We start from the raw sequence: 23,936 nt of genomic DNA, 5'->3' as shown, positions 1-23,936 counted from the left end.
GCGTGAACACGTTATCCGTCTGAAAATATCGAGAAAAATCAATATATTGCAGGAGCCGCGCAGGCCTGATAAGCATTGTGCATCAGGCAAACTTCACGCATTTACACTCGCCCCTGCTCCTTCAACCACTCGCGCACGAGGAACAGTGCGCTGACATTACGTGCTTCGTTGAAGTCAGGATCTTCCAGCAAATCCATCATATGCGCCAGCGGCCAGCGCACCTGTGGTAGCGGCTCTGGCTCATCGCCTTCCAGCGATTCCGGGTAGAGATCTTGCGCTACCACGATATTCATTTTGCTGGAAAAGTAAGACGGTGCCATGCTGAGCTTCTTCAAAAAAGTCAGATCGTTCGCACCAAATCCAACCTCTTCTTTTAGCTCGCGGTTAGCGGCTTCGTAGACGCTTTCACCCGGATCAATTAATCCTTTCGAAAAACCTAATTCGTAGGATTCCGTTCCCACTGCGTATTCGCGGATCAGGATCAGGTGATCGTCCACAATCGGCACAATCATCACCGCTTCCCGGTTGGTTGGACGCATTCGTTCATAAACACGCCGCACGCCATTGCTGAACTCCAGATCCACGCTTTCGACGGTAAACAGTCGTGAACGGGCTACAGTTTCAACATTCAGAATGGTGGGTTTTTGTAATGATTTGCTCATCGTGGGATCTATGCTGTGAAATCAGCGGTTATTGTGCGATATCGGACACGCTTTCGGCAATGTGAATTGCATGTTATTTACATTTATGTAACTTATTAAATAATCATCCTCAAATCAAATTAAAAGTCAATAGGTTGAAATAACTCCAGGAATTTGCTGATATTCCGCCTTCAGAGGGTTTGCTATGATCAGCGGTTACTGTGATGTGCTTAATGATGCTCAAGTTAAACTCCACGCTTGCCGATAGCCAACCGCAGAATCATGTATTGTGTCCGGTGCGACTGACCACGCCTGACAGACTAAGTAAGATGGGGAAAGCATGAGCACCATTGTGATTTTTTTAGCTGCTTTGCTGGCCTGCTCACTACTTGCGGGATGGCTGATAAAAGTGCGATCCAGACGGCGTCAACTGCCCTGGACCAACGCTTTCGCAGACGCGCAAACGCGCAAACTCACACCTGAAGAACGTAGCGCCGTTGAAAATTATCTTGAGAGCCTGACACAGGTGTTACAAGTGCCTGGCCCAACGGGAGCGAGTGCGGCCCCGATCTCTCTGGCGCTGAATGCCGAAAGCAACAACGTCATGATGCTGACACACGCTATCACGCGTTACGGCATCTCTACCGACGATCCGAATAAATGGCGTTACTACCTCGATTCGGTAGAAGTCCACCTGCCCCCTTTCTGGGAGCAGTACATCAACGATGAGAATACCGTTGAACTGATTCATACCGATTCGCTGCCGCTGGTTATTTCACTCAACGGTCATACGCTGCAGGAGTACATGCAGGAAACTCGCGGCTATGCCTTGCAACCTGTTCCGTCAACACAGGCGTCTATTCGCGGGGAAGAGAGTGAGCAAATCGAGCTACTCAATATTCGCAAAGAAACGCACGAAGAGTATGCGCTAAGTCGTCCGCGCGGGCTGCGCGAAGCGTTGCTGATTGTCGCCTCCTTCCTGATGTTCTTTTTCTGCCTGATTACCCCGGATGTATTTGTTCCGTGGCTGGCAGGCGGCGCGTTACTGCTGCTGGGCGCAGGACTGTGGGGGCTATTCGCGCCCCCGGCAAAATCCTCCCTGCGGGAAATTCATTGTCTGCGCGGTACACCGCGTCGTTGGGGATTGTTTGGCGAAAACGATCAGGAGCAGATCAACAATATTTCACTCGGTATTATCGACCTGGTCTATCCCGCACACTGGCAGCCCTACATTGCTCAGGATCTCGGCCAACAAACCGATATCGATATCTATCTCGACCGCCACGTAGTGCGTCAAGGGCGATATCTTTCGCTGCATGATGAAGTAAAAAACTTTCCGTTACAGCACTGGCTGCGCAGTACGATTATCGCTGCGGGCTCGCTACTGGTGCTGTTTATGCTGTTATTCTGGATCCCGCTGGATATGCCGCTGAAATTCACCCTCTCGTGGATGAAAGGAGCGCAGACCATTGAAGCCACCAGCGTGAAACAACTGGCTGACGCTGGCGTGCGGGTTGGCGATACATTGCGTATTAGCGGTACGGGAATGTGTAATATTCGCACTTCCGGTACCTGGAGCGCGAAAACCAACTCACCTTTTTTACCGTTTGACTGCTCGCAGATCATATGGAATGACGCCCGCTCATTGCCATTACCAGAATCTGAACTGGTCAACAAAGCGACGGCATTGACCGAAGCAGTTAATCGCCAGCTGCACCCTAAACCGGAAGATGAATCTCGCGTCAGCGCCTCATTACGTTCAGCAATTCAAAAATCCGGCATGGTATTGCTTGATGATTTTGGCGATATCGTACTGAAGACAGCGGATCTTTGTTCTGCCAAAGATGACTGTGTGCGACTGAAAAATGCGCTGGTCAATCTCGGCAACAGTAAAGACTGGGACGCGCTGGTAAAACGCGCCAACGCCGGGAAACTCGATGGCGTGAATGTGTTATTACGCCCGGTGAGTGCGGAATCGCTGGATAACCTGGTGGCAACTTCCACCGCGCCGTTTATCACGCATGAAACGGCGCGAGCGGCACAATCACTAAACAGTCCGGCCCCCGGCGGATTCCTGATTGTCAGCGACGAAGGCAGCGATTTTGTTGATCAGCCCTGGCCTTCGGCATCACTTTACGACTACCCGCCGCAAGAACAGTGGAACGCTTTCCAGAAACTGGCGCAAATGTTAATGCATACGCCGTTTAACGCCGAAGGCATCGTCACAAAAATCTTCACCGACGCCAATGGTACGCAGCATATAGGCCTTCATCCGATCCCGGATCGTTCCGGCCTGTGGCGCTATCTCAGCACCACACTGCTGCTACTGACGATGCTGGGCAGCACTATCTATAATGGCGTACAGGCATGGCGTCGTTACCAGCGTCATCGCACTCGCATGATGGAGATTCAGGCCTATTATGAAAGCTGCCTGAATCCGCAACTGATCACGCCTTCAGAAAGCCTTATTGAATAACACGTTTGCGCGGCAGGTTATGCTACCCTGTCGCGCAAATTGCTTCACTCTGGAGATTTCCCTCATGCATATCAACATTGCCTGGCAGGACGTAGATACCGTTCTGCTGGATATGGACGGCACGTTGCTCGACCTCGCCTTCGATAACTATTTCTGGCAAAAGCTGGTGCCTGAAACATGGGGGGCGAAAAACGGGGTCACACCACAGGAAGCGATGGACTATATGCGCCAGCAATATCACGACGTGCAGCATACGCTAAACTGGTACTGTCTTGATTACTGGAGTGAGCAACTGGGTCTGGATATCTGTGCGATGACCACCGAGATGGGACCGCGTGCCGTACTGCGTGAAGATACCATTCCGTTTCTTGAGGCACTGAAAGCCAGTGGTAAGCAACGAATTTTGCTCACTAATGCTCATCCGCATAACCTGGCGGTAAAACTTGAGCATACCGGTCTGGACGCACACCTTGATTTATTACTTTCCACCCACACATTTGGTTATCCGAAAGAGGATCAGCGGTTATGGCATGCGGTGGCCGAAGCTACGGGTCTGAAAGCTGAAAGAACGCTGTTTATTGATGACAGCGAAGCGATTCTCGATGCTGCCGCACAATTTGGTATTCGTTACTGCCTCGGCGTGACTAATCCTGACTCCGGGATTGCCGAGAAACAGTATCAGCACCATCCGTCACTGAATGACTACCGCCGCCTGATCCCCTCGCTAATGTGAAGGAGACGCCATGAAAGAAAAACCTGCTGTTGAGGTTCGACTGGATAAATGGCTATGGGCCGCCCGTTTTTATAAAACCCGCGCGCTGGCCCGCGAAATGATCGAAGGCGGTAAGGTGCACTACAACGGGCAGCGCAGCAAGCCAAGCAAAATCGTCGAGCTGAATGCCACGCTCACTCTGCGCCAGGGAAATGACGAACGAACGGTGATTGTAAAGGCGATTACTGAACAGCGTCGCCCCGCCAGCGAGGCAGTCTTGCTGTATGAAGAGACTGCAGAAAGTGTAGAGAAACGCGAAAAAATGGCGCTGGCACGTAAACTTAATGCCTTAACCATGCCGCACCCGGACCGACGCCCGGACAAAAAAGAGCGCCGCGACCTGTTACGATTTAAACACGGCGACAGTGAATAACTGTCACCTGCAAGAGAGATGATTATGCCGCAACATGACCAATTACATCGCTATCTGTTTGAAAACTTTGCCGTTCGCGGCGAACTGGTAACCGTTTCGGAAACCCTGCAACAGATCCTTGAGAATCACGATTATCCGCAGCCCGTTAAAAACGTGCTGGCAGAACTGCTGGTTGCGACCAGCCTGTTAACCGCTACGCTAAAATTTGATGGTGATATCACCGTACAGCTGCAAGGCGACGGCCCGATGAGTCTGGCGGTCATCAACGGAAACAACAAACAGCAGATGCGCGGTGTGGCGCGCGTGCAGGGCGAAATTCCAGAAAATGCCGACCTGAAAACGCTGGTCGGCAATGGTTACGTAGTGATCACCATTACTCCGAGCGAAGGCGAACGCTATCAGGGCGTGGTTGGTCTGGAAGGTGATACCCTGGCGGCCTGCCTGGAAGATTACTTTATGCGTTCTGAACAGCTGCCGACGCGCCTGTTTATTCGCACCGGCGACGTAGACGGCAAACCGGCTGCAGGCGGTATGTTGTTGCAGGTAATGCCTGCGCAAAATGCCCAGCAGGACGACTTTGACCACCTGGCAACGCTAACCGAAACCATCAAAACCGAAGAACTGCTGACCTTACCGGCAAACGAAGTGTTGTGGCGTTTGTATCACGAAGAAGAAGTGACGGTTTATGATCCGCAGGATGTTGAATTCAAATGCACCTGCTCGCGTGAACGTTGCGCCGACGCGCTAAAAACACTGCCGGATGAAGAAGTGGATAGCATTCTGGCGGAAGAAGGCGAAATTGACATGCATTGTGATTACTGCGGTAACCACTATCTGTTCAATGCGATGGATATTGCTGAAATCCGCAACAACGCGTCTCCGGCAGATCCGCAAGTTCATTAATGAGTATGTCCGGCAGAGAGTGCTCTGCCGGATTTTACGACGTAATGGCCTGATGCGCTGCGCTTACCAGGCCTACGCAATAATTCACAAGTTATTGTTGGTAAGATAAAGCGTCGTATCCGATAAAAGCATTGTCATTTGCTTAAGTTTATTTCCAGCGTTTCACCATCTACCGTCAGATCGCGCCACGCTTTCGGCCTCGTCCCCAGCTTTCCATCCTTCGCAGCTGTGAGTAATTTTTCTTTCGTTATTTCGTTCGGAAGTAAACTCATATCAAGCGCGTTCCATTCTTTTCTATCTGAGTCAAAGCCATAGACAATGACTCTGTCATGATTAAAAGCAAACAGGATCCGCTCCGCCTGACCATCACTATTCAGATCTTGCTCGACCAGTACGCAGGCGTCTTTTACAATACAGGTCATCACGTTATAGCGATCCTGGATTAAGGCCGACCAGAATGCCGTATCCGGTTTGCCAGAGCCTGGGGCAATTAACACATTTTCGGCTAATACTTTTTCCGATACCTGTTCCTGAAGATGTTGCTCTCCATCTAACGTCATCAGCAGATCCCGTGCGCGTTTCGGGTCTTTCATATACTCGGCATCGCTTTTCAGCGACTCAAGCGCCGCACGTCCATAGCGACCGTTCTGTTCGAGCATGTAGAGACTTACCTGATCTGGCGTGTTCTTGCCGCTCTGATAACGTGCCATATGACTGTTCACACTAATGCGCATACTATCCAGCACCGGCGAATTAAGAAGCACCAGTATTACCAACACCAATAACGAAACCGCAAGGTTCACTTTGCCCTGAAGAACAAGAGGGGTTTGCCCTTTACGCCAGACGATACTGACAAAATACCCCAGCGACCATACCAGTAACACCAGCACCGCCAGCGCGCCCTGCAAGCGGTCGACAGTCCAGCCGTACTGAGCGACCCGCAGCCATAACGCCCAGGCGGCGACGAACACATACAGCGGAGCAGCCAGCAGAGCGGTTTTAATCAGGCAACGCAACGGCCCCGTCCAGGGAAGTGACGCTTTTTGCGGATCGCGGACAATAGCCATTAAAATCAATTGCAAAAAGGCCAGCGTCAACAGCAACCCGGCGGCGGAGATGTGGCGAGAAATCGCGCTCAGGCCCGTAAACGGCAGGGTGATGATAAACATCAGGGTTAGCAATGATACTAACGGCAGCAACCCCGTGGCGATTAACGTGAACAACTTTTGAATAGAGTCGATTAAACGTGACTGTGTACGCGCGAGGATCACCGCCAGTGCGGTAACCAGACCTAACGTGAGATAAATAAACCAGTCGGTTGCAAAAAAGAGCGTTTTGAAAAACGTGATGCCAACAAGTTTAAACAACTCGCCCCACAGTAAAAGTACCAGCCACGTCAGGCCATTGGCGAGAAAAATCACCAGTAATATAAGTACGTTATGCCATACTGACTGGTAAAAATAGCGATAGCGGCTACTGTCATTGCGGATGCGAAGGCTTTGTTGTATCCACGGTAGCAACAACATTGCCATCAGCAGCAGATAGCAACCAAAATCCCAAAGCGCCTTTTCAGCTATCCAGGGGTTCATGCCATCAGTTTGCCACTTCAGCCAGCCGCTCATTCCCAGCGTGGCAATAAACACCAGCGCCAGCCATCCCCAAAGGCGCTTCTGTTTAAAGGAGATCACGGAGAAGAGTAAAACGGATGAAAACGCGACGGTCGCAGGCACGCCATAAACAATCCAACTGTGATTTTTTCCGGAAAGCCAGGCGATCAGTAGGTAGCAAACTAGACCCTGAAGTAATCCGGTAGCAATCATCCCCCAGCGTGTTGCGGGTGAAAGTTCAACGTTATCCATGTTAGTTATCCAGAATCAAAAGGTGGATTAATTATCGCATCCGGGCAGTACTATTTTGCTTTTTTCAGAAAATAATCAAAAAAAGTTAGCGTGGTGAATCGATACTTTACTGATTGAATTTGCATCAATTTCATTCAGGAATGCGATTCCACTCACAATATTCCCGCCATATAAACCAAGATTTAACCTTTTAAGAACATTTTCCACACCTAAAATGCTATTTCTGCGATAATAGCAACCGTTTCGTGACAGGAATCACGGAGTTTTTTGTCAAATATGAATTTCTCCAGATACGTAAATCTATGAGCCTTGTCGCGGTTAACACCCCCCAAAAAGACTTTACTATTCAGGCAATACATATTGGCTAAGGAGCAGTGAAATGCGCGTTAACAATGGTTTGACCCCGCAAGAACTCGAGGCTTATGGTATCAGTGACGTACATGATATCGTTTACAACCCAAGCTACGACCTGCTGTATCAGGAAGAGCTCGATCCGAGCCTGACAGGTTATGAGCGCGGGGTGTTAACTAATCTGGGTGCCGTTGCCGTCGATACCGGGATCTTCACCGGTCGTTCACCAAAAGATAAGTATATCGTCCGTGACGATACCACTCGCGATACCTTCTGGTGGGCTGATAAAGGCAAAGGTAAGAACGACAACAAACCTCTCTCTCCGGAAACCTGGCAGCATCTGAAGGGCCTGGTGACCAAACAGCTTTCCGGTAAACGTCTGTTCGTTGTCGACGCTTTCTGTGGTGCGAACCCAGACACGCGTCTTTCCGTCCGTTTCATCACCGAAGTGGCCTGGCAGGCGCATTTTGTCAAAAACATGTTTATTCGCCCGAGCGATGAAGAGCTGGCTGGTTTTAAACCTGACTTTATCGTTATGAACGGTGCGAAGTGCACTAACCCGCAGTGGAAAGAACAGGGTCTGAACTCCGAAAACTTCGTGGCGTTTAACCTGACCGAGCGCATGCAGCTGATTGGTGGCACCTGGTACGGCGGCGAAATGAAGAAAGGGATGTTCTCAATGATGAACTACCTGCTGCCGCTGAAAGGTATCGCTTCTATGCACTGCTCCGCCAACGTTGGCGAGAAAGGCGATGTTGCGGTGTTCTTTGGTCTTTCCGGCACCGGTAAAACCACCCTTTCCACCGACCCGAAACGTCGCCTGATTGGCGATGACGAGCACGGCTGGGATGACGACGGCGTGTTTAACTTCGAAGGCGGCTGCTACGCGAAAACCATCAAGCTGTCGAAAGAAGCGGAACCTGAAATCTACAACGCTATCCGTCGCGATGCGCTGCTGGAAAACGTCACCGTACGTGAAGATGGCACTATCGATTTTGACGATGGTTCAAAAACCGAGAACACCCGCGTTTCTTATCCGATCTATCACATCGATAACATCGTTAAACCGGTTTCCAAAGCGGGCCACGCAACTAAAGTTATCTTCCTGACCGCAGACGCCTTTGGTGTGCTGCCGCCGGTTTCTCGCCTGACTGCCGATCAAACTCAGTACCACTTCCTCTCTGGCTTCACCGCCAAACTGGCCGGTACTGAACGTGGCATCACCGAACCGACGCCAACCTTCTCCGCTTGCTTCGGCGCGGCGTTCCTGTCGCTGCACCCAACTCAGTACGCAGAAGTGCTGGTGAAACGTATGCAAGCGGCGGGTGCGCAGGCATATCTGGTTAACACTGGCTGGAACGGTACTGGCAAACGTATCTCCATTAAAGATACCCGCGCCATTATCGACGCTATCCTCAACGGTTCGCTGGATAACGCAGAAACCTTCACTCTGCCGATGTTTAACCTGGCGATCCCGACTGAACTGCCGGGCGTAGACACTAAAATCCTCGATCCGCGTAACACCTACGCTTCTCCGGAACAGTGGCAGGAAAAAGCTGAAACGCTGGCGAAACTGTTTATCGACAACTTCGATAAATACACCGACACCCCTGCGGGTGCCGCGCTGGTAGCGGCTGGTCCAAAACTGTAATCCGATAAGTTAAGCGACGAAATCCCCCGTTTCACCAGATACGGGGGATTTTTTATTTTCTGTCAGAATTAAACGGGACAAACAGATAATCCAGCGAGTGGCGTGTTTCACGAAAAAACGTATCCAGTTCAGGCTGCGCTTTTATCGCGCTGGCGGGAATGAAAATATCGCAAAACGCTTTCGTCGCTTCTCTGGGAAAACTCTTCGGTAAATGCAGAAAAAGCCACAAATAATCTTCTTCATAGTCAATGCTATACAAATCTTCCCAGCGAAGTATGCCCTGCTGATGAGATTCATAAAAAACAATTCCCTCGAAATAAAACGCATAACGCACGGGTTTCGTAAAAGTAACTTGCTTTGTTTTTGACTTAAAATCGTTAATTCTTCTGCTGATTAACAGGAACATTGATAAGAGGAGTGGCAACATTAATAGAAGAATTAACGTACTGATTGCGTTGAGTTTAAAGTCATGAGAAGGTTTCAACCATTGTGGGATCATGGGCAATATAGCCAATAAGCCAGCGGTTCCAATTCCCCATTTAAACCCTTTAAAACGCTTTTTAATGTAACAGGTATAATGCTTAACGGCAGCGTTGAAGGTGGTTGGGCTGTAGTGGATTTGCACTGTACCGAGGTAATGTGCGGTTTGTGGATCAAAGGGGCAAGGGGGGCTATTCATTCTACTCGCCAGGAGCGCTCACAGGCGCTTACGTCATCATTAATATATGCATTCAGGTAATCATTAAGATCTTTATAACGTGATTCCCCATTGCAGTCATAAACCCAGACCTCTGGCTCAACGGTACTATCTAGCCAAAGGAGAAAAACCATTTCATAACTGTAATCACTACCGGCAAAAAGTGACAGGCGATGAGAACGAAATAGTCCCAAGGCATGGTTATCCCAATTATCACTTGAAGCTACAGCATTCATTTTGATTTCATCAAGAAACGTATCTTCTATGTGTTCCTGCCAAAGCGTTTCCATGTCACTTATACTTAGCCAGCTTCCATGTGTAGCGCTTAACCAACGTCCACAATGTGCAAAACGCGCCTGCAACATAGGGCTGGCCTTCTGCCAGACACCGTTTTTCAATGTCGGGATCCGGCCATCAAACGCAGTGCTTGCAGGTTCAGGAACAACATTGAATGGGCCATCAAATGCTAACCTATTATTTATCGCTTGCTGAATATGTTCCCTGATCATATTTCTCTCCGCGTTAGATCATTTCTGAGCCATTAATTTATGGCTTATGTCCCCACGTCCTGAGATAGTAGTTTTCTCGTAAAATGGTCAGTTCAGGGAAACGAGTTGCAGCTTCATCAACCAATGGTGGAATACGATTATCTTTAACTTCAATGAGCAACAAAATAGCCTTCCTTACATTCTCCATCTTTGATGATGCAAAAAGCGGTAATACCAACTCAACGAATCCTCGGCTTTCATTGAAATCAGGCGCCTTACTCATCGCCCACAATAATGTTTGCTGACGGTCATCAGTGATACGTTCGAGAAGCGGCAGAAAAGTATCATATTTATTATACTCTGTTTCTCGTATAGCAAAGACAGCTGAGGATAGAGTGTCATCGTCAAGTTCAGGCATTATTATTAACAGTGAATGAATATAATCCTCAATATTCACCACACTATCTCTACAGGCAAAACGGAGATCTTTAATAGCAATATCACGTAATTCATCTGGCATTGTAAAATAGAGTCGAAAAATATCTGCAGCACAAGAAACTTTTTTTTGGCGTAATCTTATGAATGCCTCTTCACACAATTCTTTATCATTCTCTGTGCGGCAAACATGTTCCCAAAGGGCAAAAGTTTCGGGTTCTATCTGTGGAAAACGGCATAGCGAGAATAAAATGGATCTACGTAAATCCGGGATTTTCTCAGTTAAAAACCACTCACGCAGTTGAATTTGCGTTCCTGGCAAACTTCTATCGAAACCCTTCATACTCATGCCAGCAATAAAATCGTCCAGCCAGCGTTCATACCAGTTGAGGAAATTTTTATCATATATAAAATCAAACGGATAATCTTCATCACCATCAGTCAGCATTAACCTTCCGCGATACTGCCCCGTCACCACCAGGCAAATATCATAAGTACATCCCAGGGTGAGAATGGTCAATGCGCCGTCAAAAAAACTATATTCTTCATCATCTTCTGTACGGCCAGCATTCAACACATCAACATCCTGCTGCGTCATATAAAGCGGTACAGGGCTTTCTTTTGTTATATCGCCATAAATATCTGTACCGCCTAAAGATTCAAGACCGTAGGCATGTGCCGGACCGCCATTAGCGATATAGCGAAGAAAAATTCGATATTCCCGTGGCAAAGTGACGCTATGTTTTTTCTCCCAGGAAGCTATTTCCGCCTCGCTGGCAGGCTTCGGCCATTGATATTTCCAACCTTCAGAACCGAATAACTTACATTCAGGATCCAGTGCGGCAATGCGTGGGATTTTTTCTTTTATACGAGCAATCTGTACTTGTTCTTCGTTGGTAAGTTGCATCAAGCTATTCCTTTAGTGTGCTTTTACTAATCAGGATACGCTAGCCTGCAATCAGCTTACAGTACACTTTACTTCGTATGGTGCCGATGTCTGAAACCGTATTCATTCAGTAAATACTGAGTGCACAAAATAAAACGGGAGGCACCTTCGCCTCCCGTTTTATTTACCCTTCTTTTGTCGTGCCCTGCGCCCGCGTTACCGGCATTGGCAGCCAGGCGCGAATGGAAAGCCCACCCCGTTCGCTGGTGCCAAGCTCCAGCATGCCGTTATGGTTATCCACGATACGCTGCACAATTGCCAGGCCTAATCCCGTGCCGCTAATGGTGCGCGCACTGTCGCCGCGGACAAACGGCTGGAACAAGTGCTTACGCTGTTCCGGCGCAATTCCCGGACCGTCGTCTTCCACCTGGAACCAGGCGCGATTCGGCTCCGTGCCGCTGCTGACTTTGATCCAGCCATTGCCGTAACGAGCAGCGTTCACCACCATATTCGCCACCGCGCGTTTGATCGACAGCGGGTGCATTTTCACTTCAATGCTGCCGGGGTAAAGCGCGGTTTCAATTTCCCGCTCATAGCCACTTTCGGCAGCAATCACCTCACCGAGCACTGCGTTGAGATCCGCCATTTCCATCGGCATCTCCTGCCCGGTGCGCAGGTAGTCGATAAACTGTTCAATGATGGCATTGCACTCTTCGATATCTTTATTGATCGATTCTGCCAGGTAGCCATCCTGCTCGCTCATCATCTCGGTCGCCAGACGAATACGTGTCAGCGGCGTGCGCAAGTCGTGGCTTACCCCTGCCATCAGCAACGTGCGGTCATCCGCCAGTTGCTTAACACCAGCCGCCATATGGTTAAAGGCGCGGGTAACGGAACGCACCTCCGAAGCGCCATACTCACGCAGCGGCGGCGGAATAATCCCCTTACCCACCTGCAAGGCAGCGTGTTCGAGATCGACCAACGGTCGGTTCTGGATACGAATAAATAGCCACGCCCCACCTATCGCCAATAGCATAATCGCCAACGTATAGCGGAACAGCGGGGAGAAATCGCCCTGATGAATTTCGGTCAGCGGCACGCGTACCCAGATATTGGGCGACAGCCAGGTTTTCAGCCAGACGACAGGCGAGCTTTTGTTGACCTCAACGCGTACTTCCGTCGGGCCGCCCAGTTGTTGCGCCATCTGATGGCTTAAGAATTCATAGTGTTGCGCCCAACGCAGCCCTGCCTCTTCGGCAGCTTCGTTGGAATAGAGAGAGATCCCCAGCTCACGGTAGATCTCCCGACGGAAAGCGGGAGGCACAACCAACTGCGTGCCGTCCTCCAGTTGCAGTTTGTCGGTCATCAACATACGCACTTCGTACGCGAGGACTTTATTAAACTGCTGGAGGCTCGGCAAAATCGCGAAGTTCAGCACCACCAGATAAGTCGTCACCAGGCTGACGAACAGCAAGGTGACGATGAGCAATAACGTACGGGCAAATGAACTTCGTGGCGAGAAGCGCAATCGCCTCATGCTTTAGAACCGTCCGGCACGAAAACGTAGCCCAGACCCCAAACGGTCTGAATGTAACGCGGATGCGCCGGATCTTCTTCCACCATGCGGCGCAGACGCGAGATCTGCACGTCGATGGAACGTTCCATTGCGGAGTATTCACGACCACGGGCAAGGTTCATCAGCTTATCACGGGAGAGCGGCTCACGCGGATGGCTGACCAGTGCCTTCAGTACCGCAAACTCACCGCTGGTGAGCGGCATTGGCTCATCTTCACGGAACATTTCACGCGTACCGAGGTTAAGTTTGAACTTACCGAAAGCAATTACCGCCTCTTCCTGTGACGGCGCACCCGGCAGTTCGTTCGCCTGACGACGCAGTACCGCACGGATACGGGCCAGCAGTTCTCGCGGGTTAAACGGTTTTGGAATGTAGTCGTCAGCACCAATCTCCAGGCCAACGATACGATCCACTTCTTCCCCTTTCGCCGTCACCATAATGATCGGCATCGGGTTGCTCTGGCTACGAAGACGTCGGCAAATCGACAAGCCATCTTCACCAGGTAACATCAAATCCAGTACCATAAGATGGAAAGATTCACGAGTCAGCAGGCGATCCATCTGTTCTGCATTAGCGACGCTTCGAACCTGGAAGCCTTGTTCGGTGAGATAACGTTCCAGCAGCGCACGCAGGCGCATGTCGTCATCGACCACCAGAATCTTGTAGTTCTCTTGCATTCTTTGTACTCCCAAAGGTTCGCAACAATTTGTAAGCGTGTATTCTTAAAAAAGCTTACGTTCGTCACCAGCTAAATCTGGTATGAATTTCAGCCTAAATTGTTACAAAGCATATTAAACAGCAGCTTAAGTATACAATTTATTCGGCGAAACATTATTGATTCTGTTGATATGATCACGTTATACCCAATGTGCGCATTATCAAACAGACAAAGGGAATCAACGAGATGAAAACGCCCCTGGTTACCCGGGAAGGGTATGAAAAACTCAAACAAGAGCTAAATTATCTCTGGCGTGAAGAGCGCCCGGAGGTCACAAAAAAAGTGACCTGGGCTGCAAGTCTGGGCGACCGCAGCGAAAATGCTGACTATCAGTATAATAAAAAGCGTCTGCGTGAAATCGACCGTCGCGTGCGCTATCTCACTAAATGCATGGAAAATCTCAAAATCGTCGATTACTCCCCGCAACAGGAAGGCAAAGTCTTTTTTGGCGCATGGGTGGAGATTGAAAACGACGATGGCGTGACTCACCGTTTTCGTATTGTCGGCTACGATGAAATTTTTGGCCGTAAAGATTACATCTCTATCGATTCCCCAATGGCCCGCGCATTGCTGAAAAAAGAAGTGGGCGATCTGGCGGTGGTGAATACCCCTGCCGGGGAAGCGAGCTGGTATGTTAATGCTATCGAGTACGTGAAACCGTAAGGAAGAGTCTTAACCTCCTGCCGATGGCTGGCATTTTTGCCAGCCAGTCCGTATAACTATCCCCTGATTTTTGATCCGAAAAGATGAACTCAAACCATGATGAATGATTCGTTCTGCCGCATTATTGCGGGTGAAATTCAGGCGCGCCCGGAACAGGTTGACGCTGCCGTTCGCCTGCTTGACGAAGGGAATACTGTGCCGTTTATCGCACGTTATCGTAAGGAAATCACCGGCGGTCTGGATGACACGCAGTTGCGTAATCTGGAAACGCGTCTGAGCTATCTGCGCGAGCTGGAAGAGAGACGTCAGGCAATCCTCAAGTCCATTTCCGAGCAAGGCAAACTGACCGACGAACTGGCGAATGCTATCAACGCCACCTTAAGTAAAACCGAACTCGAAGACCTCTACCTGCCCTACAAACCTAAACGCCGCACCCGCGGGCAAATTGCTATTGAAGCAGGACTTGAGCCACTGGCCGACCTGCTGTGGAACGATCCTTCACACACGCCAGAAGTCGCCGCTGCACAATATGTTGATGCCGATAAAGGCGTAGCAGATACCAAAGCCGCGCTGGACGGCGCGCGCTATATCCTGATGGAACGGTTTGCCGAAGATGCCGCGCTGCTGGCGAAAGTGCGTGATTATCTGTGGAAGAACGCGCATTTGGTTTCTACGGTGGTGAACGGTAAAGAAGAGGAAGGGGCGAAATTCCGCGACTATTTCGATCATCACGAACCGCTATCAACGGTGCCTTCTCACCGCGCGCTGGCGATGTTCCGTGGGCGTAACGAAGGCGTACTCCAGCTTTCGCTAAATGCCGATCCGCAGTTCGACGAACCGCCAAAAGAGAGCTATTGCGAGCAAATCATCATGGATCACCTCGGTCTGCGCCTGAACAATGCCCCGGCGGATAGCTGGCGCAAAGGCGTGGTGAGCTGGACCTGGCGCATCAAGGTGCTGATGCACCTGGAAACCGAACTGATGGGTACAGTGCGCGAACGTGCAGAAGATGAAGCAATCAACGTCTTTGCCCGTAACCTGCACGATCTGCTGATGGCGGCCCCAGCCGGGCTGCGTGCGACGATGGGCCTCGATCCGGGTCTGCGTACTGGGGTAAAAGTGGCGGTAGTCGATGCGACGGGTAAACTGGTGGCGACCGACACCATTTACCCGCACACCGGACAAGCCGCAAAAGCAGCGATGACCGTTGCTGCCCTGTGTGAAAAGCATAACGTTGAACTGGTGGCAATCGGTAACGGTACGGCTTCCCGCGAAACTGAGCGTTTCTATCTCGACGTGCAGAAGCAGTTTCCGAAAGTGACCGCACAGAAAGTGATCGTCAGCGAAGCAGGCGCGTCGGTTTACTCGGCTTCCGAACTGGCGGCGCAGGAGTTCCCGGATCTCGATGTTTCGCTGCGTGGCGCGGTGTCTATCGCCCGTCGTTTGCAGGATCCGCTGGCGGAGTTGGTGAAAATCGATCCGAAATCTATCGGCGTAGGTCAGTATCAGCATGACGTCAGCCAGACGCAGCTGGCCCGTAAACTGGACGCGGTAGTAGAAGACTGCGTAAACGCCGTTGGCGTCGATCTCAATACCGCTTCTGTTCCGCTGTTAACTCGCGTGGCTGGCCTGACGCGCATGATGGCGCAAAACATTGTGGCCTGGCGCGATGAGAACGGCCAGTTCCAGAACCGTCAGCAACTGTTAAAAGTCAGCCGCCTGGGGCCAAAAGCCTTCGAGCAGTGCGCAGGCTTCTTGCGCATTAACCACGGTGACAACCCGCTGGACGCCTCTACTGTTCACCCGGAAGCCTATCCGGTGGTGGAACGCATTCTGGCAGCAACACAGCAGGCACTGAAAGATCTGATGGGTAACAGCAACGAGCTGCGTAACCTGAAAGCGTCTGACTTTACTGATGAGAAATTCGGTGTGCCGACAGTAACTGACATCATCAAAGAGCTGGAAAAACCAGGTCGCGATCCGCGTCCGGAATTTAAAACCGCTCAGTTTGCCGATGGCGTCGAGACAATGAACGACCTGCAACCGGGGATGATCCTCGAAGGTGCGGTGACCAACGTCACCAATTTTGGTGCTTTTGTTGATATTGGCGTACATCAGGACGGCCTGGTTCACATCTCTTCATTGTCGAACAAGTTTGTGGAAGATCCGCATACCGTGGTGAAAGCGGGCGACATTGTGAAGGTGAAAGTGCTGGAAGTGGATCTTCAGCGTAAACGTATCGCCCTGACTATGCGTCTGGACGAGCAGCCTGGCGAAACCAACGCCCGTCGCGGGGGCGGTAATGAACGCCCGCAAAACAACCGCCCGGCAGCCAAACCACGCGGTCGTGAAGCGCAGCCTGCCGGTAACAGCGCGATGATGGATGCGCTGGCGGCGGCAATGGGCAAAAAACGTTAAACCTCCTGATTGGCCTACGGTTCGAATTTGCACAAGATCGTAGGCCAGATCAGGCGTTCACGCCGCATCTGGCAATAAACGCCATGCCTGACATAAAAATGCCGGAGAATATCTCCGGCATTTTTATTACACAACGAAACTCACACTATATTTCGTCAATATTTATCACTTCATTAACAACTGAAACCTTAATTAAACATTAACCCGCCCTGATAATTCGCCATTCGAATTATATTTTCGCTGCGATATAACCTTGAGCCACATCAACATTCACGCAGATTATTATCTAAACCAACATTCGCACACATTTTAAGTATTGCTGATAGAAACCATTCTCATTATCATTGTGTTGTTGATTATTTAATCTCTCCCTCGTTGGCAAATCATCTGGTCTCATGTCGCTGTCAAACGCCCCATGAGGTAGTTATCCAGTTAATGAGAAACAAGTAGGCACCTATGCAATACACTCCAGATACTGCGTGGAAAATCACTGGCTTTTCCCGTGAAATCAGCCCGGCATATCGCCAAAAACTGCTTTCTCTTGGCATGTTACCTGGCTCCTCTTTTAATGTGGTGCGCGTCGCTCCACTTGGCGACCCCATTCATATCGAAACCCGTCGTGTGAGCCTGGTATTACGCAAAAAAGATCTGGCCTTATTAGAAGTGGAAGCGGTTTCCTGTTAATACGGTGATAACAACAATGAAAAAATTAACCATTGGCTTAATTGGTAATCCAAATTCTGGCAAGACAACCTTATTTAACCAGCTCACTGGCGCACGTCAGCGTGTAGGTAACTGGGCTGGCGTTACCGTCGAACGTAAAGAAGGGCAATTCTCCACCACCGATCATCAGGTCACGCTGGTGGACCTCCCCGGCACCTATTCTCTGACCACCATCTCATCGCAGACCTCGCTCGATGAGCAAATCGCCTGTCACTACATTTTGAGTGGCGACGCTGACCTGCTGATTAACGTGGTGGATGCGTCTAACCTTGAGCGTAACCTGTACCTGACGCTACAACTGCTGGAACTCGGCATTCCCTGCATCGTGGCGCTGAACATGCTCGACATTGCCGAGAAGCAAAATATTCGCATTGAAATTGATGCTCTGTCGGCGCGTCTTGGCTGCCCGGTGATCCCGCTGGTTTCAACTCGTGGTCGCGGTATTGAAGCGCTCAAGCTGGCGATTGATCGCTATAAAGCTAACGAGAATGTGGAACTGGTGCATTACGCACAGCCGCTGCTCAACGAAGCAGATTCACTGGCAAAAGTGATGCCTTCCGACATCCCGCTCAAACAACGTCGCTGGCTGGGCCTGCAAATGCTGGAAGGCGATATCTACAGCCGCGCCTACGCCGGTGAAGCGTCGCAGCATCTTGATGCCGCCCTCGCCCGTCTGCGTAATGAGATGGACGATCCGGCGCTGCATATTGCCGATGCGCGTTACCAGTGCATTGCTGCCATCTGTGATGTGGTAAGCAACACCCTGACGGCAGAACCCAGCCGTTTCACCACTGCGGTAGATAAAATCGTGCTCAACCGTTTCCTCGGTCTGCCGATTTTCCTCTTTGTGATGTACCTGATGTTCCTGCTGGCTATCAACATCGGCGGGGCGTTACAGCCGCTGTTTGACGTCGGCTCCGTGGCGCTATTTGTGCATGGTATTCAGTGGATTGGCTACACGCTCCACTTCCCAGACTGGCTGACTATCTTCCTCGCCCAGGGCCTGGGGGGCGGTATTAACACCGTTCTGCCACTGGTGCCACAGATCGGCATGATGTACCTGTTCCTCTCCTTCCTCGAGGACTCCGGCTATATGGCGCGTGCGGCGTTTGTGATGGACCGTCTGATGCAGGCGCTGGGCTTGCCCGGGAAATCCTTTGTACCGTTGATCGTCGGGTTCGGTTGTAACGTACCGTCGGTAATGGGTGCGCGTACGCTTGATGCGCCGCGTGAACGCCTGATGACCATTATGATGGCACCGTTTATGTCCTGCGGCGCACGTCTGGCCATCTTCGCAGTATTTGCGGCCGCCTTCTTCGGACAGAACGGCGCACTGGCGGTATTCTCGCTGTATATGCTCGGTATTGTGATGGCGGTACTGACTGGCCTGATGCTCAAGTACACCATCATGCGCGGTGAAGCGACGCCGTTTGTCATGGAGCTACCGGTCTACCATGTACCACACGTTAAAAGCCTGATTATCCAGACCTGGCAGCGTCTGAAAGGTTTCGTTCTGCGTGCTGGTAAAGTGATTATCATCGTCAGCATTTTCCTGAGCGCTTTCAACAGCTTCTCTCTGAGCGGGAAAATCGTCGATAACATCAACGACTCGGCGCTGGCTTCCGTCAGCCGGGTGATCACCCCGGTCTTCAAGCCGATTGGCGTACATGAAGATAACTGGCAGGCAACTGTTGGCCTGTTTACAGGCGCAATGGCGAAAGAAGTGGTGGTGGGTACGCTCAACACCCTCTACACCGCAGAAAATATTCAGGACGAAGAGTTCAATCCGGCGGAATTTAACCTCGGTGAAGAGCTATTCAGCGCGGTAGATGAAACCTGGCAGAGCCTGAAAGACACCTTCAGTCTTAGCGTACTGATGAACCCCATTGAAGCGAGCAAAGGCGACGGCGAAATGGGTACCGGAGCGATGGGCGTGATGGATCAGAAATTTGGAAGCGCAGCAGCTGCTTACAGCTACCTGATTTTCGTTCTGCTGTATGTACCGTGTATCTCGGTGATGGGTGCTATCGCGCGTGAATCCAGCCGTGGCTGGATGGGCTTCTCCATCCTGTGGGGGCTAAATATCGCTTACTCGTTGGCAACATTGTTCTATCAGGTCGCCAGCTACAGCCAGCATCCAACCTACAGCCTGGTATGCATTCTGGCGGTTATCCTGTTTAACATCGTGGTTATCGGTTTGCTGCGTCGCGCGCGTAGCCGGGTCGATATCGAACTGCTGGCAACACGCAAATCGGTAAGCAGTTGCTGTGCAGCCAGCACCACCGGTGATTGCCATTAATGGCTTCACTTATTCAGGTGCGTGATTTGCTGGCATTACGGGGCCGTATGGAAGCGGCCCAGATAAGCCAGACATTGAACACTCCGCAACCCATGATTAACGCCATGCTGCAACAGCTGGAAAGTATGGGCAAAGCCGTGCGAATTCAGGAAGAACCTGACGGCTGCCTCTCTGGCAGTTGTAAAAGCTGCCCGGAAGGCAAAGCCTGTCTGCGTGAGTGGTGGGCGTTACGTTAACCTTGTTTTACTACCTGTTTTGAAAAGCCCGGTATGCGTTTGCATCCGGGCTTTTTTGCGTGCGGCTTTCCATAAAAATGCAACTCTTGCAGTACAACGTAAGTTCCTCTGAAAGCGTCTCGCAGAGTTGAAAACTCGCTAATGCACAGGTGTGGAGTGGCGCGTAGAGTCGCGGCATTCAAACAACAGGTGAAGGAACGCCATGAGCAAAAAGCAGAGTTCCACCCCACACGATGCGCTGTTCAAACTCTTTTTACGCCAACCGGAGACGGCGCGCGATTTTCTTGCGTTCCATTTACCGGCACCTATTCACGCGCTCTGTGATATGAAAACCCTAAAGCTGGAGTCGAGCAGCTTTATTGATGACGATCTGCGTGAAAGCTATTCCGACGTGCTGTGGTCGGTGAAAACGGAACAAGGACCAGGATACATCTATTGTCTGATTGAACATCAAAGCACCTCAAACAAACTGATCGCATTTCGCATGATGCGCTACGCCATTGCCGCAATGCAAAATCACCTGGATGCCGGATACAAAACGTTGCCGATGGTGGTGCCATTGTTGTTTTACCACGGCATTGAAAGCCCATATCCCTATTCACTGTGTTGGCTGGATTGTTTCGCCGATCCCAAACTGGCCAGACAGCTTTATGCCTCTGCATTCCCGCTGATTGATGTCACTGTCATGCCTGATGATGAAATCATGCAGCACCGACGTATGGCGCTGCTGGAGTTAATCCAAAAACATATACGTCAACGCGACCTGATGGGGCTGGTAGAGCAAATGGCCTGCTTATTAAGTAGTGGATACGCTAATGACAGACAAATCAAAGGGCTGTTTAATTACATACTACAAACCGGCGATGCGGTACGTTTTAACGATTTTATCGACGGCGTTGCCAAACGTTCACCGAAACACAAGGAGAGTTTAATGACTATTGCGGAAAGATTGCGGCAAGAAGGGTTTCAGAAAGGTATACGAGCTATCGCCAAAACCATGCTGGATGCCGGAGTCCCTCTTGAGGACGTTCTGCGATTTACCAGCCTGACGGTTGAAGACCTTGCTGAAATAAATCATCAATAACGTAAAGGATGGTTTTAATGACGGATACAGAAAGAGAATATCTTATTAGTTACCTGATTGGTTATTTATTGGGTCGACGCCTGGAAGCCCTGGATATCGCCAAAAGAATGCTGTAATCCGGAGTCCCTCTTGCAGACATCATGCGCTTTACCGGGCTGTCAGAAGAAGAGTTGGCTGCGGCGAGCCAGTAAAGTTCTGTCTCGCCATTTCAACAGCTGTCTACACCCTCTGCTTCAACGCCACCAGCAGGTGACAAAACTCGTCCGGATGCGAAATAAACGGCGCATGGGCCGCTTTGGCGAAGATGTACGACTCGCTGTGTGGCCAGAGTTTATCCAGCATCGGCACCACTTTGCGCGGCACCAGACCATCGAGATAGCCATACAATCGCAAAAACGGCATGGACACGTTTTGCAGCGGCTGGCGGAGATCGACCGTTTTCAGTATTTCCAGCCCACCATTGAGCACGTCAACCTTCGGCATCGGCAGCGCCAGAACGGTTTTCTTCAGCGCTCGCGCATCCTGGCGTGCCGTTTCTGTACCCATGGTTTGTAACGCAAGGAACCGTTCTACCGTGCGCTGAAAATCGTCACTGAGTTGCTGCTGGAAACCTGCCAGCACGTCCGGTTTGATCCCCGGCCAATCGTCACGAGCACTAAAACATGGCGACGACGCCACGGTGACCAGCGCCTGAACCCGCTCGGGATGGGTTAACGCAATCTGGCTTGCCACCAGTCCGCCCAAACTCCAGCCTAACCAGATAGCTTTGTCCGGCGCTTGTCGCAGCACGACTTCAGCCATATCAGCAAGTGACATCGCACCAAATCCCTGGCTGCGCCCGAAGCCGGGCAGATCAACGAGATGCAGCGTAAAATGCGAGCTAAGTTCCTCATCAATGCAACGCCACACTTCGGCATTCAGTCCCCATCCGTGCAGCAGCACAAGATGAACATTCCCCTGACCTTTGGTCTGCCACCAGATGTTATTCATCCGCTATTGTTCTCTTTTTACTTACAAGGATGAACATATGCTAACAGTACCGGGATTATGCTGGCTATGCCGAATGCCCCTGGCGTTAGGTCATTGGGGGATTTGTTCGGTATGCTCTCGCGCCACCCGTACAGATAAAACGTTATGCCCACAATGTGGATTACCCGCAACACACTCCCATCTTCCCTGTGGTCGCTGCCTGCAAAAACCACCGCCGTGGCAAAGACTGGTCACGGTTGCCGACTATGCACCGCCGTTAAGTCCGCTCATCCACCAGCTTAAGTTTTCCCGGCGTTGCGAAATCGCCAGCGCCCTGTCACGTCTGTTACTATTGGAAGTCTTACACGCTCGTCGCGCCACCGGTTTGCAATTGCCGGACCGCATCATCAGCGTGCCGTTATGGCAGCGGCGTCACTGGCGTCGGGGATTTAATCAGAGCGATTTGCTGTGTCAGCCGTTATCACGCTGGTTGCACTGCCAATGGGATAGCGAAGCCGTCACACGTACACGGGCCACTGCGACCCAGCATTTTCTTAGCGCCCGGCTGCGCAAACGCAACCTGAAAAATGCCTTTCGCCTTGAATTGCCGGTGCAAGGTCGCCATATGGTGATAGTGGATGATGTCGTTACCACCGGAAGTACCGTCGCAGAGATTGCGCAGTTGCTTTTACGCAATGGTGCGGCGACTGTCCAGGTCTGGTGCCTTTGTCGAACCTTGTAGAGCCTCGATGATGGGCGTATTATAACCAACTAAAATAGTCAACTATTAGGCCATTACTATGATCCGTATTTCCGATGCTGCACAAGCGCACTTTGCCAAACTGCTGGCAAATCAGGAAGAAGGGACACAAATCCGCGTATTTGTGATTAACCCTGGCACGCCTAACGCTGAATGTGGTGTTTCTTATTGTCCGCCGGACGCTGTGGAAGCCACCGACACTGCCCTGAAATTTGACCTGCTGACCGCGTATGTTGATGAGTTAAGCGCGCCTTACCTGGAAGATGCAGAGATCGACTTTGTTACTGACCAGTTGGGTTCTCAGCTGACGCTGAAAGCCCCGAACGCCAAAATGCGCAAAGTAGCAGACGATGCGCCGCTGATGGAGCGCGTGGAGTATATGCTGCAATCGCAGATCAACCCACAGCTTGCCGGTCACGGTGGTCGCGTTTCGCTGATGGAAATCACCGAAGACGGTTACGCCATTCTGCAATTTGGCGGCGGTTGTAACGGTTGTTCAATGGTCGATGTGACGCTGAAAGAAGGGATCGAAAAGCAGCTGCTGAACGAATTCCCGGAGCTGAAAGGTGTACGCGATCTCACCGAACACCAGCGCGGCGAACACTCTTACTACTAAGTTATCCTCTCTTTTATAGATTGCCCGATGCGACGCTAAAGCGTCTTATCGGGCCGTCTGCCAGGCGTTGGCGCTACATTGCCTCGGCAAATCCAGTCCCTACGTTTCCCCGCGATAATATGACCAACCTCTCAGAATTTAAATTTACCCCGCTCTGGTGATTCTCAAACGCCAGATGTTACCCGTATCATTCACGCGGGTACCAAACATACTCCTGACATCTGACTACAATAATTAGTTTTAGTGGGTATCAGTCGTGGTGCCGCAATATCTCTGTTCCCGATTGGGATAATTAGAGTTTGTCGTCAGAAAATTGACGTTACCCATAACAAATGAAAGGCC

21 protein-coding genes are annotated in these 23,936 nt (G+C 50.8%); 13 read left to right on the top strand and 8 right to left on the bottom strand.

The window, feature by feature from the left end:
- Positions 1–101: 101 nt before the first annotated feature.
- Complete coding sequence (gene nudE, locus AABJ99_RS01925) at positions 102–662, bottom strand: ADP compounds hydrolase NudE (RefSeq protein WP_000045742.1); 561 nt, start codon at positions 660–662, stop codon at positions 102–104.
- 319 nt (positions 663–981) lie between these two features.
- On the opposite strand from nudE, the gene igaA reads away from it, so the two are divergent.
- From igaA to hslO, 4 genes are all read left to right on the top strand, one after another.
- Positions 982–3,117 (top strand): intracellular growth attenuator protein IgaA, encoded by a 2,136-nt coding sequence (gene igaA, locus AABJ99_RS01920; protein ID WP_039020611.1) that lies wholly within the window; start codon positions 982–984, stop codon positions 3,115–3,117.
- Between the two features lie 64 nt (positions 3,118–3,181).
- The gene (gene yrfG, locus AABJ99_RS01915) at positions 3,182–3,850 is read left to right on the top strand and encodes a GMP/IMP nucleotidase (RefSeq protein WP_001353628.1); all 669 of its coding nucleotides are present in this window, start codon (positions 3,182–3,184) and stop codon (positions 3,848–3,850) included.
- 10 nt (positions 3,851–3,860) lie between these two features.
- On the top strand, positions 3,861–4,262 hold the full coding sequence (gene hslR / locus AABJ99_RS01910) for a ribosome-associated heat shock protein Hsp15 (protein WP_000660487.1): 402 nt from the start codon (positions 3,861–3,863) through the stop codon (positions 4,260–4,262).
- A gap of 24 nt (positions 4,263–4,286) precedes the next feature.
- The gene (hslO, locus tag AABJ99_RS01905; RefSeq protein ID WP_024218688.1) at positions 4,287–5,165 is read left to right on the top strand and encodes an Hsp33 family molecular chaperone HslO; all 879 of its coding nucleotides are present in this window, start codon (positions 4,287–4,289) and stop codon (positions 5,163–5,165) included.
- A gap of 134 nt (positions 5,166–5,299) precedes the next feature.
- On the opposite strand, the gene yhgE is transcribed toward hslO, so the two are convergent.
- Positions 5,300–7,024: a DUF4153 domain-containing protein gene (yhgE, locus tag AABJ99_RS01900; RefSeq protein ID WP_039020612.1), complete on the bottom strand. Its 1,725-nt coding sequence runs from the start codon at positions 7,022–7,024 to the stop codon at positions 5,300–5,302.
- A 379-nt stretch (positions 7,025–7,403) separates the two neighbouring features.
- Here yhgE and pckA point away from each other — a divergent pair, with 379 nt between their 5' ends.
- Positions 7,404–9,026 (top strand): phosphoenolpyruvate carboxykinase (ATP), encoded by a 1,623-nt coding sequence (gene pckA / locus AABJ99_RS01895; protein ID WP_001298201.1) that lies wholly within the window; start codon positions 7,404–7,406, stop codon positions 9,024–9,026.
- A gap of 52 nt (positions 9,027–9,078) precedes the next feature.
- Here pckA and AABJ99_RS01890 read toward each other — a convergent pair whose 3' ends face one another.
- The 5 genes from AABJ99_RS01890 to ompR form a co-directional block, all read right to left on the bottom strand.
- Positions 9,079–9,705 (bottom strand): hypothetical protein, encoded by a 627-nt coding sequence (locus AABJ99_RS01890; protein WP_001087953.1) that lies wholly within the window; start codon positions 9,703–9,705, stop codon positions 9,079–9,081.
- Positions 9,702–10,232 (bottom strand): hypothetical protein, encoded by a 531-nt coding sequence (locus AABJ99_RS01885; RefSeq protein ID WP_000617564.1) that lies wholly within the window; start codon positions 10,230–10,232, stop codon positions 9,702–9,704. The genes AABJ99_RS01890 and AABJ99_RS01885 overlap by 4 nt, the downstream gene beginning before the upstream one ends.
- Before the next feature lie 37 nt (positions 10,233–10,269).
- On the bottom strand, positions 10,270–11,553 hold the full coding sequence (locus tag AABJ99_RS01880) for an SMI1/KNR4 family protein (protein WP_032185310.1): 1,284 nt from the start codon (positions 11,551–11,553) through the stop codon (positions 10,270–10,272).
- Positions 11,554–11,716: 163 nt separating this feature from the next.
- Positions 11,717–13,069: a two-component system sensor histidine kinase EnvZ gene (gene envZ / locus AABJ99_RS01875; RefSeq protein ID WP_001253705.1), complete on the bottom strand. Its 1,353-nt coding sequence runs from the start codon at positions 13,067–13,069 to the stop codon at positions 11,717–11,719.
- Positions 13,066–13,785 carry a two-component system response regulator OmpR gene (gene ompR, locus AABJ99_RS01870; protein ID WP_001157751.1) on the bottom strand — a complete coding sequence of 240 codons (720 nt, stop codon included), beginning with the start codon at positions 13,783–13,785 and terminating at the stop codon, positions 13,066–13,068. Before ompR ends, envZ begins: the two co-directional genes overlap by 4 nt.
- A 227-nt stretch (positions 13,786–14,012) precedes the next feature.
- Between ompR and greB the strand changes: the two genes are divergently transcribed.
- The 6 genes from greB (at position 14,013) to rpnA (ending at position 21,249) form a co-directional block, all read left to right on the top strand.
- Complete coding sequence (gene greB, locus AABJ99_RS01865; RefSeq protein WP_000856744.1) at positions 14,013–14,489, top strand: transcription elongation factor GreB; 477 nt, start codon at positions 14,013–14,015, stop codon at positions 14,487–14,489.
- Between the two features lie 96 nt (positions 14,490–14,585).
- Positions 14,586–16,907: a Tex family protein gene (gene yhgF, locus AABJ99_RS01860; RefSeq protein ID WP_039020613.1), complete on the top strand. Its 2,322-nt coding sequence runs from the start codon at positions 14,586–14,588 to the stop codon at positions 16,905–16,907.
- Between the two features lie 456 nt (positions 16,908–17,363).
- Positions 17,364–17,591: a ferrous iron transporter A gene (gene feoA / locus AABJ99_RS01855; RefSeq protein ID WP_001200455.1), complete on the top strand. Its 228-nt coding sequence runs from the start codon at positions 17,364–17,366 to the stop codon at positions 17,589–17,591.
- Between the two features lie 16 nt (positions 17,592–17,607).
- Positions 17,608–19,929, top strand: coding sequence for a Fe(2+) transporter permease subunit FeoB (feoB, locus tag AABJ99_RS01850; RefSeq protein ID WP_000737014.1), 2,322 nt, complete (start codon positions 17,608–17,610; stop codon positions 19,927–19,929).
- Positions 19,929–20,165 (top strand): [Fe-S]-dependent transcriptional repressor FeoC, encoded by a 237-nt coding sequence (feoC, locus tag AABJ99_RS01845; RefSeq protein ID WP_000157586.1) that lies wholly within the window; start codon positions 19,929–19,931, stop codon positions 20,163–20,165. The genes feoB and feoC overlap by 1 nt, the downstream gene beginning before the upstream one ends.
- Positions 20,166–20,367: 202 nt before the next feature.
- Positions 20,368–21,249 carry a recombination-promoting nuclease RpnA gene (gene rpnA / locus AABJ99_RS01840; RefSeq protein WP_039020614.1) on the top strand — a complete coding sequence of 294 codons (882 nt, stop codon included), beginning with the start codon at positions 20,368–20,370 and terminating at the stop codon, positions 21,247–21,249.
- A gap of 219 nt (positions 21,250–21,468) precedes the next feature.
- On the opposite strand, the gene bioH is transcribed toward rpnA, so the two are convergent.
- Positions 21,469–22,239 carry a pimeloyl-ACP methyl ester esterase BioH gene (gene bioH / locus AABJ99_RS01830; protein WP_032185313.1) on the bottom strand — a complete coding sequence of 257 codons (771 nt, stop codon included), beginning with the start codon at positions 22,237–22,239 and terminating at the stop codon, positions 21,469–21,471.
- 37 nt (positions 22,240–22,276) lie between these two features.
- Between bioH and gntX the strand changes: the two genes are divergently transcribed.
- Positions 22,277–22,960, top strand: coding sequence for a DNA utilization protein GntX (gntX, locus tag AABJ99_RS01825; RefSeq protein WP_001355000.1), 684 nt, complete (start codon positions 22,277–22,279; stop codon positions 22,958–22,960).
- Between the two features lie 58 nt (positions 22,961–23,018).
- Positions 23,019–23,594, top strand: a complete 576-nt coding sequence (gene nfuA / locus AABJ99_RS01820; RefSeq protein WP_000619389.1) for a Fe-S biogenesis protein NfuA — start codon at positions 23,019–23,021, stop codon at positions 23,592–23,594.
- The last annotated feature ends 342 nt before the right edge of the window (positions 23,595–23,936 follow it).

Origin of the sequence: Escherichia coli, from assembly GCF_036503815.1 — a bacterium.
GTDB classification, from domain to species: Bacteria; Pseudomonadota; Gammaproteobacteria; order Enterobacterales; family Enterobacteriaceae; genus Escherichia; species Escherichia coli_F.
The sequence above is the reverse complement of the archived record's forward strand: the minus strand, read 5'-3'. Positions and strand labels throughout refer to the sequence as shown.

What these genes read in the sequence shown, in the direction of transcription:
- yhgF (WP_039020613.1), top strand. Translation starts at nt 14,586, where the DNA reads ATGATGAATGATTCGTTCTGCCGCATTATTGCGGGTGAAATTCAGGCG.
- feoA (WP_001200455.1), top strand. Translation starts at nt 17,364, where the DNA reads ATGCAATACACTCCAGATACTGCGTGGAAAATCACTGGCTTTTCCCGT.
- nfuA (WP_000619389.1), top strand. Translation starts at nt 23,019, where the DNA reads ATGATCCGTATTTCCGATGCTGCACAAGCGCACTTTGCCAAACTGCTG.
- pckA (WP_001298201.1), top strand. Translation starts at nt 7,404, where the DNA reads ATGCGCGTTAACAATGGTTTGACCCCGCAAGAACTCGAGGCTTATGGT.
- AABJ99_RS01880 (WP_032185310.1), bottom strand. Translation starts at nt 11,553, where the DNA reads ATGCAACTTACCAACGAAGAACAAGTACAGATTGCTCGTATAAAAGAA.
- rpnA (WP_039020614.1), top strand. Translation starts at nt 20,368, where the DNA reads ATGAGCAAAAAGCAGAGTTCCACCCCACACGATGCGCTGTTCAAACTC.
- yhgE (WP_039020612.1), bottom strand. Translation starts at nt 7,024, where the DNA reads ATGGATAACGTTGAACTTTCACCCGCAACACGCTGGGGGATGATTGCT.
- feoC (WP_000157586.1), top strand. Translation starts at nt 19,929, where the DNA reads ATGGCTTCACTTATTCAGGTGCGTGATTTGCTGGCATTACGGGGCCGT.
- igaA (WP_039020611.1), top strand. Translation starts at nt 982, where the DNA reads ATGAGCACCATTGTGATTTTTTTAGCTGCTTTGCTGGCCTGCTCACTA.
- AABJ99_RS01885 (WP_000617564.1), bottom strand. Translation starts at nt 10,232, where the DNA reads ATGATCAGGGAACATATTCAGCAAGCGATAAATAATAGGTTAGCATTT.
- hslR (WP_000660487.1), top strand. Translation starts at nt 3,861, where the DNA reads ATGAAAGAAAAACCTGCTGTTGAGGTTCGACTGGATAAATGGCTATGG.
- greB (WP_000856744.1), top strand. Translation starts at nt 14,013, where the DNA reads ATGAAAACGCCCCTGGTTACCCGGGAAGGGTATGAAAAACTCAAACAA.
- AABJ99_RS01890 (WP_001087953.1), bottom strand. Translation starts at nt 9,705, where the DNA reads ATGAATAGCCCCCCTTGCCCCTTTGATCCACAAACCGCACATTACCTC.
- gntX (WP_001355000.1), top strand. Translation starts at nt 22,277, where the DNA reads ATGCTAACAGTACCGGGATTATGCTGGCTATGCCGAATGCCCCTGGCG.
- hslO (WP_024218688.1), top strand. Translation starts at nt 4,287, where the DNA reads ATGCCGCAACATGACCAATTACATCGCTATCTGTTTGAAAACTTTGCC.
- ompR (WP_001157751.1), bottom strand. Translation starts at nt 13,785, where the DNA reads ATGCAAGAGAACTACAAGATTCTGGTGGTCGATGACGACATGCGCCTG.
- yrfG (WP_001353628.1), top strand. Translation starts at nt 3,182, where the DNA reads ATGCATATCAACATTGCCTGGCAGGACGTAGATACCGTTCTGCTGGAT.
- envZ (WP_001253705.1), bottom strand. Translation starts at nt 13,069, where the DNA reads ATGAGGCGATTGCGCTTCTCGCCACGAAGTTCATTTGCCCGTACGTTA.
- feoB (WP_000737014.1), top strand. Translation starts at nt 17,608, where the DNA reads ATGAAAAAATTAACCATTGGCTTAATTGGTAATCCAAATTCTGGCAAG.
- nudE (WP_000045742.1), bottom strand. Translation starts at nt 662, where the DNA reads ATGAGCAAATCATTACAAAAACCCACCATTCTGAATGTTGAAACTGTA.
- bioH (WP_032185313.1), bottom strand. Translation starts at nt 22,239, where the DNA reads ATGAATAACATCTGGTGGCAGACCAAAGGTCAGGGGAATGTTCATCTT.